The following is a 14,858-nucleotide window of genomic DNA, read 5'->3' as shown; positions in this document are numbered from 1 at the left end:
GGCCTGGGGTTTCCCAGGCCCGCCCCCCACTGCTCACGCCGCCGCGCTCGGCCGTGCCGCGTCCCGCTTCGCGACCTCTTCCCGCACGATCGGGATCACGTGCCGTCCGAAGTCGATCGCGTCGTCCAGGAGGTCGTAGCCCCGGGCGGAGAGGATCTCCACTCCCAGGTCGTAGTAGTCGAGGAGGGCCTGGGCGACCGTCTCCGGAGTGCCCACCAGGGCCGTCGAGTTGCCCGCGCCGCCCGTCTCCGTGGCCGTCGGGGTCCACAGCGCGCGGTCGTGGCGCTCACCCGAGGCCGCCGCCGCGAGCAGACGCTGGGAGCCTGAGTTCTCGGGGTTCTTCAGCGGGTGGCGGCGGGACAGGGGCGCGCCCGCCTTGCGTGCCTTGATGCGGGCCAGCGTCGCGTGCGCCTTCTCCCAGGCCAGTTCCTCGGTCGGCGCGATGATCGGGCGGAAGGCCACCTGGATCTTGGGGACGTCCGTGCGCCCGGCGGCCTTCGCCGCCGCCTTCACCGATTCGATCTGCTCGGCGGTCTGCGCCAGCGGCTCGCCCCACAGGCAGTAGATGTCGGCCTCCGCGCCCCCGGCGGCGTACGCGGCGGGTGACGAACCCCCGAACGAGACGCGCGGATGCGGTTGTTGGACCGGGAAGGTGTCGCTGACGAAGTCGTTGAAGCGGTAGTGCTCGCCCTCGTGGTCGAAGGGTTCGTGCGAAGTCCATGCCTTCTTGATGATCTGGATGGCCTCGCGGGTGCGCGCGTACCGGTCGACCTTGGTGTGGAAGTCACCTTCGCGCTGCTGCTCGTGGTCGTTGCCGCCCGTGATGAAGTGCACCGCGAGCCGGCCGTCGCTGATGCGGTCCAGGGTCGCGAACGTCTTCGCGGCGAAGGTGGGGTACGAGACGTTCGGGCGGTGCGCGACCAGTATCTGGAGCTTGTCCGTGCGGGCCGCGATGTAGGCGGCGGCGGGGGAGGGGTCGGGGGATCCCGATCCGTACGCGAACAGGACCCGGTCCCAGCCGTGGTCCTCGTGGGCCCGGGCCAGCCGGAGCGTGTAGTCCTTGTCGAAGGACACGCCCGAGCGGGCGGTGACTTCGGAGCCTTCGTTGGTCGCGGCGATGCCGAGGAACTCGACGGGCATGGCGGATTCTCATCTCAACTTGTCGTGGTGTGCGCTGACTTGGAAGCAGTCAGAAGCAACACGACGCGGACCACACGCGACCGAAGTCGATGTGGTCGCGGGTGACAAGACGCAGCTGAGGGCGCATGCGCTCAGTGGAACAGCAGTCCATACAGGGCGTCAACCATGGCCTGGCCGCAACTGTTCCCGCCTGTTCGGTGCCATTACTCCACGTGTTCGATTGATCGCCGGGCGTGCAAATGGAGCCGAGTGTATGCCCGTCGGTGAGTCCGGTGCAGAGGGTTGCCGAATATGACTCAGGGCTGTTTTCGGCGGACTAAGCTCGCCCGGAGCGCGGCGAGTTGAAATGAGTTGCGATAGATTCGTGCGTTTGTTCCTAGACCTTTCGACAGTTCGGATATGTCCATCACTCTCAACTCCTCCTACAATCCCCACATTTCGCGGCATCAACCCCCTTCCTTTCCCCCAAGACAAGTGTTCAGAGGGCATACATGGTGAGTGTTCAAACGCCTCCCGGTGGCCGAGAAGTCCCTTACGTACGCGTGCTGTTGCTGCCCGCCATGCTGATGGCGGCGGCGACCGGAGCCGCTGTCGCGGCAGTGACGGAACCCGCCCGTCTCGCGGTGGGCTGTTGCGGCGCGATCGCGACCCTCGTGGTTGTCGCGGTCGGCGCCGAAGCGGTACGCCGCGGCCGGTCCCTCCGGGAGACACGCACGCGGTACGCACAACGGATCGCCTTCCTGGAGCGGCGCATCGCGTCCCACGACGACGAGACCGTCCGCCTGGGCAGGGAGATCATTCCCGAGGCGGTCTTCCGGCTCCGGCAGGGCGAAGCGCCCTCGGAAGTCATCCGCAACCTCGTCGACAGCGACGAGTCCTTCTCCGGACTCCCGCAGTCACAGCGCCAGATGCTCCGCCACGTCCTGGACACCCTGGACACCGGCGAGGCCATGCGCGAGTCCTCGCAGCGCGCCTTCGTCAACATCGCCCGGCGCGTCCAGGCCATCGTCCACCAACAGGCAGCGGAACTGCGCGAGATGGAGGAGTTCCACGGTCGTAACCCCGAGGTCTTCGACGACCTGCTCCGCATCGACCACGGCACCGCGCTCATCGGCCGCCTCGCCGACTCGATCACCGTGCTCGGCGGCGCACGCCCGGGACGCCAATGGCCCAAGCCCGTACCGCTGTTCAGCGTGCTGCGCGGCGCCATGTCCCGGATCCTGGAGTACCAGCGCGTCGACCTGCACTCGATCGCCAAGGTCGCCATCCGCGGCACATCCGTCGAACCGCTCATCCACGCCTGCGCCGAGCTGCTCGACAACGCCACCCGCTACTCCCCGCCGCAGACCCGCGTGCACGTCACCGCCGTCGAGGTGCAGACAGGCATCGCCATCGAGATCGAGGACGGCGGCGTCAGCCTCAGCGAGGAGGCGCGGGCACGGGCCGAGCGCATGCTCGCGCAGGCACAGGCCGGTATCGACCTGAACGACCTCGGTGAGAGCCCCCGCCTCGGCATGGCCGTCGTGGGCCGGCTCTCGCAGATGTACAACCTTCAGGTCTCCCTGCGGCAGTCCGCGTACGGCGGCGTCCGCGCGGTGCTCATCGTCCCGCGCGAGATGATCACCACAGGACCCGCTCCCGGCCTCGCGCACGGCATCGGCGCCTCCGCCGTGCCCCGGGTGAACTCCGAGGGCAAGCCCATCCAGGAGGCCCACGGCATCCGGCGCAAGAAGCCCCGCGTGATGACGGCAGGACCGCCGATCTCCAAGGGGCTCACCGCCGCCATGGAGGACGACGTCCCGGAGGTCACGGAGTGGACGTCGAACGGTCTGCCGCAGCGCCGCAGCCGGGTCCGCACCCCGCTGGGCGAGCGCCTCGCCCAGGAGGCCGCCGACGAGAAGTACGCCGCGCAGCGCGCCCAGTACTCCCCGCAGCCGACGGCACCGGTCGTTCCCGAGCAGGCGAAGAAGGAGGAGAAGGAACCCGGCCTCTGGATCGAGGCCTTCATGAAAGGCGTCAACGGCGACGATTCCGCGGCCGATGACCCGTTGTTCCCCAAGGGCCACAGCGAGAACGACCACGGCAACGCCGACAACGCCGACGAGGGGGGCTGGAAGTGATCCAGCAACGGGCCAATTTCGACTGGATGCTCAAGGAGCTCGCCGACGGGGTGCCGCAGACACGGCAGATCGTGGTGCTCTCCGCGGACGGCCTGCGCATCGCGCGCTACGGCGGCGACCCCGACGGCGCCGACCGGCTCGCCGCGGCCTGCGCCGGTCTTCAGTCCCTGGCGGCCGCGGTGGCCACCGAGATCCCGCAGAGCGGCGGCGGGATGCGCATGGTGATCATCGAGGTGGACGGCGGCTACTTCTATCTGATGGCCGCGGGAGCCGGTGCCTATCTCGCCGTGCTCGCCGACGAGACCGTCGACGCGGGCCTTGTGGGCAACCGCATGCGGGACCTGGTCGTGCGGATCGGCGCCCATCTGACGAGCCCGCCCCGGCGTGACGGGCAGGCTGTATGAGTCCTCCGCAAGGCGAGAACCCCTCCCACCGGGACGACCCTCCTCAACGGGAACGGCGCAGCCCGGAGAATCCCGAGCGGCTCTACATCCTGACCGGCGAGGACACGGAGAGGGCGCCGCTCGACCTCGTCACGCTGATCGTCGCGCACGGCGAGGCGCCGCCCACGGCCGAGCCGGAGCACTCCTCCGTCCTGCGGCTGTGCAGGACCCCGCTGTCCGTCGCCGAGCTCTCGGCCTATCTCGCGCTGCCGTTCAGCGTGGTGACCGTCCTGCTGACGAAGATGCTCGGGGTCGAACTGGTACAGGCGCGGGAGCCGATCGTGCGCTCCGCGCTCCCCGATCGTTCCCTTCTCGAAGCGGTGATGCATGGACTTCAAAAGCTCTGACACGATCACCGGGCCCAGCAGCGACGAGGTCCTTCCGCACACGGCCACGGCCGCCGTGAAGGTCGTGATCGTGGGCGGGTTCGGGGTCGGCAAGACGACGATGGTCGGCTCGGTCAGCGAGATCCGTCCGCTGACGACCGAAGAGACCATGACCCAGGCCGGCATCGGGGTCGACGACAACTACGGCTCCGAAACCAAGACGGCCACCACCGTCGCGATGGACTTCGGCCGGATCAGCCTCTCCGAAGAGCTGGTGCTCTATCTGTTCGGCACCCCGGGCCAGGAGCGCTTCTGGTTCCTGTGGAACGGCCTCTTCGAAGGTGCGCTCGGCGCCGTCGTCCTCATCGACACCCGCCGTCTCGAAGTCAGCTTCGACGTGATCGGCCGCCTCGAGGAGCGCGGCGTGCCCTTCGTCGTCGCCGTCAACGACTTCCCCGACGCGCCCAGTCACCCGATGGACGCGCTGCGCCGTGCCCTCGACCTCGACGAGGCGGTGCCGATGGTGAAGTGCGACGCCCGGCAGCGCGCGTCGAGCCGGGACACCTTGCTGACCCTCATGCGGTACCTGCACTCCCTGACCGTGGCCCCTGTCTGACGCCCCATCTCTTCCGCAACCCCGGAGCGAAGAACGTGACGACTCCTTCCCACTCTGACCCCGGCATGGACTCCCCGGCCATGCCGCCGCCCGGCTGCCCCGCGCACGGCCTCGGCCCCGGCGGTCTGCGCCGGCTCTACGGGCCCGAGGCGGACACCGACCTCGGCGGTCTGTACGAGAAGCTGCGCGCCGAGCACGGCGCGGTGGCCCCGGCCCTGCTGCACAACGACGTACCCATCTGGGCGGTCCTCGGCCACAGCGAGAACCTCCACATGATCCGTACCCCCTCGCAGTACACCCGCGACTCGCGCCAGTGGCGGGCCGTCCAGGACGGCTCCATGGGCCCCGAGCACCCGCTCGCCCCCGTCGTCACCTGGCAGCCCATGGCCAGCTTCGTGGAGGGCGACGAGCACCAGCGGCTGCGCGACGCGGTCACCGGCGCCATGGCGGGCCTGGACCACCGGGGCATCCGCCGCTACATCAACCGCTACAGCAACCTCCTGCTCAACGACCTCTGCCAGCGCGGCAAGGCCGACGTCGTGAGCGAGTTCGCCGAGCATCTTCCGATGATGGTGATGTGCCATGTCCTCGGCATGCCTGAGGAGTACAACGAGCGGATCGTGCAGGCCGCCCGCGACATGCTCCGGGGCACCGAGACCGCCATCGCCAGCAACGCGTACATCATGGACGCGCTGATGCGCCTGGTCGCACGGCGCCGGGCGCAGGCCGAGGAGGACTTCACCAGCAACCTCATCGCGCAGCCTCAGCAGCTGACCGACGAGGAGGTCGGCACACACCTGCGGCTCGTGCTCATCGCCTCGTACGAGGCGACGGCCAACCTCATCGCGAACGCCCTGCGCATGGTCCTTACCGACCCGCGCTTCCGCGCCCAGCTCAGCGGCGGCCAGATGACGGTGCCGGAGGCGGTCGAGCAGTCCCTGTGGGACGAGCCGCCGTTCAGCGCCATGGTCGGCTACTTCGCCAAGCAGGACACGGAGCTCGGCGGGCAGCAGATCAAGGCGGGCGACGGCCTGATCTTCGGCATCGCGCCGGGCAACGTGGACCCCGTCGTCCGCCCGGATCTCGCGGCCAACATGCAGGGCAACCGCTCCCACCTGGCGTTCGGCGGCGGGCCGCACGAGTGTCCGGGGCAGGACATCGGCCGCGCCATCGCCGAAACCGGCGTGGACGCGCTGCTCATGCGCTTCCCGGACGTGGAACTCTCCGTCGAGGAACACGAGTTGCGGTGGACCTCGTCGATTCTCTCCGGTCACCTGGTGGCGCTTCCGGTGCAGTTCGCGCCGCGGCCTCCGCAGGACGTGATGGCGCGGCCCATGGCGCGCGTGCCCGACGCGCGGAGCGACTGGCAGGTGTCGTCCCCGTCGCCCCGGCCCGCGTACGCGGCGACGTCGCAGCCGGTGGTGCCGCCCGCAGGACCGCCGCCCGTACCGGAGTCCGCACCGGCGGCGGCGACCGTGCCGCGCCAGGGGGCGTGGCGGCGGCTCGTCACCTGGTGGCGGGGCTACTGACCGCCCGCTGACGGGTTCGCCCAGGTGTCGTACGAGGCCCAGGCGCCCAACTCGCGGGCGCTGACGAAGCGATGGTCGGCGCCCGTGACGGGGTCGGTGAACTCAAGGACGCGGGACAGGAGTTGAAGGGGCCGCCGGAAATCGTCCGGCGGCACCGGACCGCGCACCACCGGGTAGACCGGATCGCCGAGGATCGGCAGGCCCAGGGCGTTCAGGTGCACGCGCAGCTGGTGGGTGCGGCCGGTGTGCGGGATGAGCCGGTAGCGGGCCAACTCGCCCCGCTGGTCGGCTAGTTCGATGCGGGTCTCGCTGTTGGGCTCGGCATCGGGGACTTCGTACGCGGCGATGATGCCGCGCTCCTTCACGATGTGGCTGCGCGTGGTGCGGGGGAGCTCGATATCGGGGTCGTGGGCGGCCACGGCCTCGTACTCCTTGTGCACCCGACGCTCGCCGAACAGTGTCTGGTACGCGCCGCGTTCCTGGGGGCGCACGGTGAAGAGGATCAGCCCTGCGGTGAGCCGGTCGAGACGGTGCGCGGCGCCGAGCGCGGGGATGTCGAGCTCCCTGCGGAGCCGGGCGAGCGCGGTCTCCACGACGTGGCTGCCGCGGGGTGTGGTCGCCAGGAAGTGGGGCTTGTCGGCAACGACGATGTGCTCGTCGCGGTAGACCACATCGATGGTGTACGGCACCGGAACCTCGTCCGGCAGATCCCGGTGGAACCACACGAAGGCGCTGGGCACATAGGGGGCGTCCGGCGCCACGGGAAGTCCGTCCGCCCCGACGACGAGCCCGTCCCGCAGCATCCCGTCGATCATTCCGGGCCCGGCCTTGAGCCGCTCGACGAGATGGTCCCGTACGGTCGCCCACGCTCCGTCGGCCGGCAGCTTGACCCGCATGGGGTCGACGCCGCGCCGCTGCGGCAGGGGAGAGGGCGGGATGCGGGGCTTACGGGTCACAACGGGCAAGAATACGGGGCCTTGCGGTGGCGCCCTACCGTTTTCCCCAGGTCAGGGGCAAGGTCAGGAGGCCGCTGTCCGGTCCCCTTGCACGCGGGCGTGCAGATGCATGTCGTGCCAGCCGTCCGCGTGCAGGACCGCGCTGCGCTTGGTGCCCTCCGGTGCGAAGCCCGTCTTGAGCGCGACGCGGCAGGAGGCTTCGTTGGCCACGGCGTGGGTGAGTTCGAGGCGGTGCAGGCCCACTTCGTCGAAGGCCCAGTCGCTCAGCGCGGAGAGGGCGCGCGGTGCGATGCCCCGGCCGCGGGCGGAGGGCATGGTCCAGTAGGCGACTTCGGCCTGGCCGTCGCTGAGCACGATGAGACGCAGCGCGATCCGGCCCACCACCGCGTCCGTCGTGGCGTCGGCGATGGCCCAGTACGCGTCGCACTCCTCGGGCCAGGCCTGACGCCAGCCGTCGATCCAGCCCCGGGCCTCGTCGACGGAATCGGCCACGCGCGCGTGCCAGCGCTGGATCACCGGGTCCTGGAACGCCTCGTACACGGCGGGGGCGTCGGCCGCCTGCCAGGGGCGGATGATCAGCCCTCCGGGTACGGGGATGGTCGGCTGATCCTGGTGGGCCAAGGTGCCCGCCGGGACGACGTCAGGGATCTTGAAGGGCATGGGGGCATCGTGCCAGCGGTCGACACCAGGGGACACCAGTTTTGCCCCTTAGGGGGCGCGGGGAACTGCGCGACAAGCCCCCACCGGCCGTCGGATGGAGATGGGCCCGCACGCCGCTCAAGCCGAGCGCAGCGGTCAGGCCGAGGGCACCGACTCCTGCTCCGCCTCCACCTGCGCGTTCCAGTCGCGCTTGGACGCCTGCCAGCCGTCCTCGTTGTGGCCGAGGCGCCAGTAACCGGAGATCGAGAGGCGCTCGCGGGGCACCTGGCGCTCCATGCGGAGGTAGCGGCGGAGCTCCTTCACGAATCCGGCCTCGCCGTGCACGAACGCCTGCACGTCGCCCGCCGGGAAGTCCAGGGAGCGTACGGCCTCGACGAGTGCCTCGCCGACGGGGCGCTGACCGCGGTGCAGCCACTGGATCTCCGCGGCCGAGTCGATCTTCTGCTCCTCGTCCGCGTCGGCGACCTCCACGAAGGCGTACGCCTTGGCGCCGTCGGGCAGTGCTTCGAGGGCGGCAGCGATCGCGGGCAGCGCGCTCTCGTCACCGGCGATCAGGTGCCAGTCGGCCTCGGCGTCAGGGGCGTATCCGCCGCCCGGGCCGTTGAAGCGGATCGTGGCGCCAGGCTTGACGTTCTTGGCCCACGGTCCGGCCAGGCCCTCGTCGCCGTGGACGACGAAGTCGACGGCGAGCTCGCGGGTCTGCGGGTCCCAGGAGCGGACCGTGTACGTGCGCGTCACGGGCCACTGGTCGCGGGGGAACTCCTCGCGGATCCGCTGGATGTCGAAGGGCTCCGGGTAGGTCACGCCCTCGGCGCCGAAGAGCAGCTTCACGTAGTGGTCGGTGGAGTCGCCCGCCGTGAACTCGGCGAGGCCCTCGCCGCCCAGGATCACGCGCTGCATGTGCGGGGTGAGGCGCTCGGTGCGCACCACTTGGGCGACGTGGGTCTTCGGTGCCTTGCGTGCCGGACGTTCTGCCATGGTGGCGGCCTCCCCTGATCAAATGTTGCTTAGGCTTACCTAAGCTAACACCTCAGTCCTGGAGAGTCGTGAGCAACCGCTTGAGTGCTCCGCCCAGGCCCCATCGGGCGGCCAGCTCGTCCAGGGCCGCGGGATCGCGGGGCTCGCCCGGCAGCGCGAGGTCCACGTCCGGCAGCGGTACGTCGCCCGCGACGCGGACCACCGTCGGCGCGACGGCCACATAGGCGCGGGATTCGTCGAGCCGCTTGCGCTGCGAGGGCGTCAGCTTGCTCTTCGGGTCGTCCACGGCGGCCATGATTCCGGCCAGATTTCCGTACGCGTCGAGCAGCTTGGCCGCTGTCTTCTCGCCAATGCCGGGCACGCCGGGCAGGCCGTCGCTCGGGTCGCCGCGCAGCAGGGCCAGGTCGACATAGCCGGATCCGTCCACTCCGTACTTCTCGCGGAGCCAGGCCTCGTCCGTGAGCTGGAGGGAGCCGACGCCCTTGAGGGGGTAGAGGACGCGGATGCCGCGCTCGTCGTCGACCAGCTGATAGAGGTCGCGGTCGCCGGTGACGATGTCGACCGGGCCTGTGGCGCGGCCTGCGTAGGTGCCGATCACGTCGTCCGCCTCGTACGACGGCACGCCCACGCGGGCGATGCCCAGTGCGTCGAGGACGTCCTCGATGATGGGGACCTGCGGGGCGAGGGTGTCGGGGGTCTCCTCGGCGTCCGGGCCCTGCTCGACCTCCTCGGCGACGCGATGCGCCTTGTACGACGGGATCAGCTCGACCCGCCAGTGCGGGCGCCAGTCCGCGTCCATGCAGGCGACCAGGTCGTCCGGGCGGTGGTCCTGGACGAGCCGGGCGATGAAGTCGAGCAGCCCGCGCACCGCGTTGACCGGTGTGCCGTCCGGGGCCTTCACGGAGTCGGGGACCCCGAAATAGGCGCGGTAGTACAGGGACGCCGTGTCGAGCAGCATGAGCCGTCGCGTTCGCTGAGTCACCTTCGCATCATGCCGCACGGCACTGACAGCGGACCGGCTCCGGCTCCGTCAAGGTGTTGTTTCCGCCCGGGTGGAGAGGGGCCTGATCGGGGCGCGTCCTGAGAGATGGAAGTGAACAGAATGTGAACTGGGTCACTCTTGCGTTTGTTCTGTGTAAGTCGGGGCAGGCGCCGAGCCGGAGCGCCTCCGGTCGAGGATTCAACTATTTCGCCGGGTAAATAGCGGGCAGAAACCGCGTCGCTCCACGGCCCGCCGGCGGGGGAGGCGGGCCGTCTTGGTTCAACCCGAGAGGTGTATGTGTCCAGGCTGCAAGCCGAACACCTGTACAAGGTTTTCGGCAGACGACCCGCTGACGCGGTGGAGAAACTCCGCCACGGAACCGACCGAGAGGAACTGCGCGCCGAAGGCACCACCGCGGCCGTGATCGACGCTTCCTTCACGGTCGAGCCGGGCCAGATCTTCGTCGTCATGGGTCTCTCCGGATCCGGCAAGTCCACGTTGTTGCGCATGCTCAACGGCCTGTCGGAGCCGACGGCCGGGCAGGTGCTCTTCGAAGGTCAGGACCTGACCGCTCTGAGCGCCCGTGAGCTGCGCGAGGTGCGCTCCAAGAAGATCAGCATGGTCTTCCAGCACTTCGCGCTCTTCCCGCACCGCAGTGTCCTGGAGAACGCCGGTTACGGCCTCGAGGTGCAGGGCGTGCCGCGCGCCGAGCGCGAGGAGCGCGCCACGGTGGCGCTCGAACTCGCTGGGCTCAAGGGCTGGGAGAAGTCCTGGCCCGACGAGCTGTCCGGCGGTATGCAGCAGCGTGTGGGCCTGGCCCGCGCGCTCGCGACCGACGCGGACCTGCTCCTCATGGACGAGTCGTTCAGCGCGCTCGACCCGCTGATCCGCCGTGACATGCAGGACCAGCTCCTCGAGCTCCAGAAGCGGCTGAAGAAGACCATCGTCTTCATCACGCACGACCTGAACGAGGCCATGCGCCTGGGCGACCAGATCGCCGTCATGCGCGACGGCGAGATCGTCCAGATCGGCAACGCCGAGGACATCCTCGTCACCCCGGCCAACGACTACGTCGCCGCGTTCACGCAGGACGTGGACCGCTCCCGTGTTCTGACGGCGGGCGCGATCATGGCAGAGCCCGAGACCGCGTTCGGCACCAGAACGGCCGGCGGCAAGGAGCTGAAGACCGCACAGGACGTGCTGTCCGAGGCCCCCGCCACGGTCAAGGCGGGGACGCCGATCATCGAGCTGTTCACGCCGTGCTCCACCAGCGACGTACCCGTCGCCGTGGTCGACGACGAGGGCAAGCTCACCGGTGTCGTGCCGCGGGCGCGGCTGCTCGCGGTGCTCGGTGAGCCGATGACCCCCGAGAACGAGGCGCAGGACGACGCTGTCCCGCTCGACAAGACGCAGGACAACGGCGGACAGGCCGTGAGCAAGGTGGTCAGCGGTGCCTAGAATTCCCTTCGGCGAGTGGGTCAACGACAGCGTCGACTGGCTGCTCAGCCACATGGCCTGGCTGTTCGACTTCTTCCAGACCGTCTTCCAGGGCGCGTACGACGGCATATCCGACGTGCTCCAGGCGCCCGAGCCGCTGCTCCTGGCGGGCATCTTCGCCGTCATCGCGTTCTGGCTGCGGGGCGCGGTCGCCGGTGTGCTGACGTTCGCGGGCTTCGCGTTCATCATCTCGCTGGAACTGTGGGACCACGCGATGATGACGCTGGCCCTGGTGCTCGTCTCGACGATCATCGCGCTGCTCATCTCCGTGCCCGTGGGTATCTGGGCGGCACGATCGAGCACGGTCAGCGGCATCGTCCGCCCGGTGCTCGACTTCATGCAGACGCTGCCGGCGATGATCTACCTCATCCCCGCCATCCTCTTCTTCGGGATGGGCGCCCCCGCGGGCATCGTCGCCACCCTGATCTTCGCCCTGGCCCCCGGCGTCCGTATGACGGAGCTCGGCATCCGCCAGGTCGACAAGGAACTGGTCGAGGCCGCGGACGCGTTCGGCACCACGCCGCGCGACATCCTGCTCCGCGTCCAGCTGCCCCTCGCGCTTCCCACGATCATGGCCGGTGTCAACCAGGTCATCATGCTGGGTCTGTCCATGGCCGCCATCGCGGGCATGGTCGGCACCGAGGGCCTCGGCGCCGACGTGAACGAGGCCATCGGCCAGCTCAACGTCGGCCTCGGTTCCGAGGCGGGCGTCGCGATCGTCATCCTGGCGATCTACCTGGACCGGATGACCAGCTCGCTGGGCAGCCAGGTCTCGCCGCTCGGCCGTCGCGCCGTCGCGAAGCTGCGTGCCGCGCAGGGCCTGAACATCTTCACCTACCGCCCGCAGGCCGCCGTCGCGGTCATCGGTGTGGTCGTCCTCGCGCTCGTCGCGGGCGGCATGGGCGTCTTCGGCGGTTCCTCGTCGAACGAGACCACCGCGGACTCGAAGAACGTCGGTCAGGGCAAGGAAGTCAACATCGGCTACATCCCCTGGGACGAGGGCGTCGCCTCCACCTTCCTCTGGAAGGAGATCCTGGAGCAGCGCGGCTTCAAGGCGCAGACCAAGCAGCTCGAGGCCGGTCCGCTGTACACCTCGCTCTCGCAGGGCAGCATCGACTTCCAGACCGACTCCTGGCTGCCGACGACGCACGCCGCGTACTGGAAGAAGTACGGCAAGGACCTCGAGGACATGGGCTCGTGGTTCGGCCCGACCTCGCTCGAGCTCTCCGTTCCCTCGTACGTCAAGGGCGTGAAGTCGCTCGAGGACCTCAAGGGCAAGAGCGGCAAGTTCAAGGGCAAGATCGTCGGCATCGAGCCGAGCGCCGGAATGATGGGGCTCCTCAAGGACAAGGTCCTCAAGGAGTACGGCCTCGACAAGGAGTACAAGGTCGTCGACGGCTCGACCCCGGCGATGCTGGCCGAGCTGAAGCGCGCGTACGCCAAGAAGGAACCGATCGTCACGACGCTCTGGTCGCCGCACTGGGCGTACAGCGACTTCGACCTGAAGAAGCTCGATGACCCGAAGGGTGCCTGGGGCAAGGGCGACGGCGTGCACTCGCTTGCGCGGAAGGGCTTCTCCAAGGAGAACCCGCAGGTCGCCAAGTGGCTCAAGGACTTCAAGATGACCGAGAAGCAGCTCACGAGTCTTGAAGCGGAGATCAACAAGGCGGGCAAGGGCAAGCAGCAGGAAGCCGTCCGTGCCTGGCTGAAGAAGAACCCGGGTGTCGTCGACAAGCTGGCCCCGCTGCCGAAGAACACCACCCCCGCCGAGGCGAAGCGTCCGCTGAACGCCGCGTACTTCGCGTGGGACGAGAACATCGCCGTCACCAATCTCTGGAAGCGTGTTCTGGAGAAGCGCGGCTACAAGATGAAGCTGACGCCCTCCGACGTCGGCCCGGTCTACACCGCTCTCGCACAGGGCGACCTCGACCTGGATCTCGACGCCTGGCTGCCGACGGCCCAGAAGCAGTACTGGGACAAGAACAAGGCGAACCTCAAGGACCTGGGCTCCTGGTACAGCCCGACGTCCCTCGAGATCGCCGTCCCGTCCTACGTCAAGGGCGTGAAGTCGCTCGAGGACCTCAAGGGCAAGGGCGACAAGTTCAAGGGCAAGATCATCGGCATCGAGCCCGGCACGGGCGTGATGACGGCGCTCAAGAACAAGGTCCTGCCCGGCTACGGCCTCGACAAGGAGTACAAGATCGTCTCCGGTTCGACGCCCGCGATGCTCTCCGAGCTGAAGTCGGCGTACGCCAAGAAGGAGCCGGTCGCGGTGCTGCTCTGGTCGCCGCACTGGGCGTACAACGAGTACAAGCTCACCAAGCTGGATGACCCCAAGCTGGGCTTCGGCAAGGGCGACACGATCCGCACGATCTCCAGCAAGGAGTTCCCCAAGCAGTACCCGCAGCTCACGAAGTGGCTCAAGAGCTTCAAGATGAGCGAGAAGGAACTGGCCAGCCTGGAGAACGAGATCAACAAGGCGGGCAAGGGCAATGAGCCCTCGGCCGTCGACACCTGGCTGAAGAAGAACCCGGGCTTCGAGCAGAAGATGACTCCGCAGTCATAGCTCTGTAGTCCTGGCTCATCACCGCTGAATGCGCTGATCACGCTGTATTCGCTGAGTCACCCCGAGGGGTGGGTCTCGTCCTTGTGGCGAAGCCCACCCCTCGCGGCGTTCCCGGGGACGCCCCGCCTCCTCTTCACCATGGCCCTCGCCCTCGCCGCCGCCCTGTTTCTGGCGCACCTGGCCGACGCGACCTTGTCGACCTAAGGTATTGCGATTCGGCGGCGTCCGGTATTGACCGAAAGGGCATTGCCCGAAAAGGAGACGAAGGGAGCGGGAGAGGGATGAGGGCAGGAGGGAAGCGGAGTGAAGGGAAATTGCCGCGTTCTGTCTTCGTGATTGCTGACTGTAATAGCAAATTCGATGCTTTGGGCGAGATCGGTTACTTTCACCCGATGGGTGGGCATCGTCCGCAGAGGATGGCGGGCCGGCCGTGCGGCAACTTCAGATTCACCTCAAGGGGGCCTTGAGGTCGTCCAGTGCCTCGTCAACTTGCCTGATAGGAGCAGAAGATGCTCACTAATCGCGACATTGCGGAGCCATCTGTTCCGGGGATCGGGAGCTGGCTCTGGCCGTGTGGCGGATGTCCCCGGTGGAGGCTGTCTCACGTGGCTGTCCGCTTCGCCGCCGACTCGGCGATCGCTGCCGCCCAGCCCGGCTCGACCCCGGCGTCCCTCGCGGCCCTGTGGAGCCGTCGCCACAGGTCGGAGCTGGTCCACGCGGTGCAGCGGCGGTGTGCCGTGGCCGGCGGCACGCTGAACGCGGGCGGTACGTGCCGCCAGGGGCAGCCGCTGGTCAGCACGTACACCACCGCCGTGAACACGGCGCGTTCATCGCGTGGGGCCGTACCCCCGCCCTGGGGACGCGAGGTGAACGGAGGCAGCAAGGGAACCACCAGGTCCCAGAGTTCGTCGGGAACGAGACGGCGTGAGAGGTCGTCGGTCACGCTCGCCATTTTGCCGTAGGCGGTGCACCACGTGAGACGTGACGTAACTGCCTCACTAATGCGAACCACTTGCCCTAGAGTGCCCGTTGAGAGTGAGTACAA

13 protein-coding genes are annotated in these 14,858 nt (G+C 68.6%); 7 read left to right on the top strand and 6 right to left on the bottom strand.

What is annotated here, in order from left to right:
- Positions 1-33: 33 nt before the first annotated feature.
- Entirely contained in the window at positions 34-1,140 is a 1,107-nt protein-coding gene (locus tag ACWFRJ_RS16855; protein ID WP_453530433.1) for an LLM class flavin-dependent oxidoreductase, read from the bottom strand.
- A gap of 491 nt (positions 1,141-1,631) precedes the next feature.
- Here ACWFRJ_RS16855 and ACWFRJ_RS16850 point away from each other — a divergent pair, with 491 nt between their 5' ends.
- Genes ACWFRJ_RS16850 through ACWFRJ_RS16830 form a run of 5 tightly spaced genes read left to right on the top strand, consistent with a single transcriptional unit; the run spans position 1,632 to position 6,174 of the window.
- A complete protein-coding gene (locus tag ACWFRJ_RS16850) occupies positions 1,632-3,260 on the top strand; it encodes an ATP-binding protein (protein ID WP_453530430.1) in 1,629 nt (542 codons plus the stop codon).
- A complete protein-coding gene (locus ACWFRJ_RS16845; protein ID WP_389911852.1) occupies positions 3,257-3,664 on the top strand; it encodes a roadblock/LC7 domain-containing protein in 408 nt (135 codons plus the stop codon). Before ACWFRJ_RS16850 ends, ACWFRJ_RS16845 begins: the two co-directional genes overlap by 4 nt.
- Positions 3,661-4,050: a DUF742 domain-containing protein gene (locus ACWFRJ_RS16840; RefSeq protein WP_453530427.1), complete on the top strand. Its 390-nt coding sequence runs from the start codon at positions 3,661-3,663 to the stop codon at positions 4,048-4,050. Before ACWFRJ_RS16845 ends, ACWFRJ_RS16840 begins: the two co-directional genes overlap by 4 nt.
- A complete protein-coding gene (locus ACWFRJ_RS16835; RefSeq protein WP_453530424.1) occupies positions 4,031-4,645 on the top strand; it encodes a GTP-binding protein in 615 nt (204 codons plus the stop codon). Before ACWFRJ_RS16840 ends, ACWFRJ_RS16835 begins: the two co-directional genes overlap by 20 nt.
- A gap of 35 nt (positions 4,646-4,680) precedes the next feature.
- Positions 4,681-6,174 carry a cytochrome P450 gene (locus ACWFRJ_RS16830; protein WP_453530421.1) on the top strand — a complete coding sequence of 498 codons (1,494 nt, stop codon included), beginning with the start codon at positions 4,681-4,683 and terminating at the stop codon, positions 6,172-6,174.
- Here ACWFRJ_RS16830 and ACWFRJ_RS16825 read toward each other — a convergent pair.
- The 4 genes from ACWFRJ_RS16825 to ACWFRJ_RS16810 all read right to left on the bottom strand — a co-directional run bounded on the left by ACWFRJ_RS16825 (position 6,168) and on the right by ACWFRJ_RS16810 (position 9,726).
- Complete coding sequence (locus ACWFRJ_RS16825) at positions 6,168-7,130, bottom strand: pseudouridine synthase (RefSeq protein WP_453530418.1); 963 nt, start codon at positions 7,128-7,130, stop codon at positions 6,168-6,170. The two genes, ACWFRJ_RS16830 and ACWFRJ_RS16825, sit on opposite strands and share 7 nt — an antisense overlap.
- A gap of 63 nt (positions 7,131-7,193) precedes the next feature.
- Positions 7,194-7,790: a GNAT family N-acetyltransferase gene (locus tag ACWFRJ_RS16820; RefSeq protein WP_453530415.1), complete on the bottom strand. Its 597-nt coding sequence runs from the start codon at positions 7,788-7,790 to the stop codon at positions 7,194-7,196.
- 135 nt (positions 7,791-7,925) lie between these two features.
- Positions 7,926-8,768 carry a siderophore-interacting protein gene (locus ACWFRJ_RS16815; RefSeq protein ID WP_453530412.1) on the bottom strand — a complete coding sequence of 281 codons (843 nt, stop codon included), beginning with the start codon at positions 8,766-8,768 and terminating at the stop codon, positions 7,926-7,928.
- A gap of 52 nt (positions 8,769-8,820) precedes the next feature.
- Positions 8,821-9,726, bottom strand: a complete 906-nt coding sequence (locus ACWFRJ_RS16810; RefSeq protein WP_453531174.1) for a 5'-3' exonuclease — start codon at positions 9,724-9,726, stop codon at positions 8,821-8,823.
- Positions 9,727-10,047: 321 nt separating this feature from the next.
- Here ACWFRJ_RS16810 and ACWFRJ_RS16805 point away from each other — a divergent pair, with 321 nt between their 5' ends.
- Positions 10,048-11,208, top strand: a complete 1,161-nt coding sequence (locus tag ACWFRJ_RS16805; RefSeq protein ID WP_453530409.1) for a quaternary amine ABC transporter ATP-binding protein — start codon at positions 10,048-10,050, stop codon at positions 11,206-11,208.
- On the top strand, positions 11,201-13,813 hold the full coding sequence (locus ACWFRJ_RS16800) for an ABC transporter permease/substrate binding protein (RefSeq protein ID WP_453530406.1): 2,613 nt from the start codon (positions 11,201-11,203) through the stop codon (positions 13,811-13,813). Before ACWFRJ_RS16805 ends, ACWFRJ_RS16800 begins: the two co-directional genes overlap by 8 nt.
- Before the next feature lie 601 nt (positions 13,814-14,414).
- Here ACWFRJ_RS16800 and ACWFRJ_RS16795 read toward each other — a convergent pair.
- Positions 14,415-14,756 (bottom strand): transposase, encoded by a 342-nt coding sequence (locus tag ACWFRJ_RS16795; protein WP_453530403.1) that lies wholly within the window; start codon positions 14,754-14,756, stop codon positions 14,415-14,417.
- Positions 14,757-14,858: the final 102 nt, after the last annotated feature.

This window comes from Streptomyces sp. NPDC055239, assembly GCF_053606205.1.
This window is presented reverse-complemented; position numbering and strand designations above follow the sequence as displayed.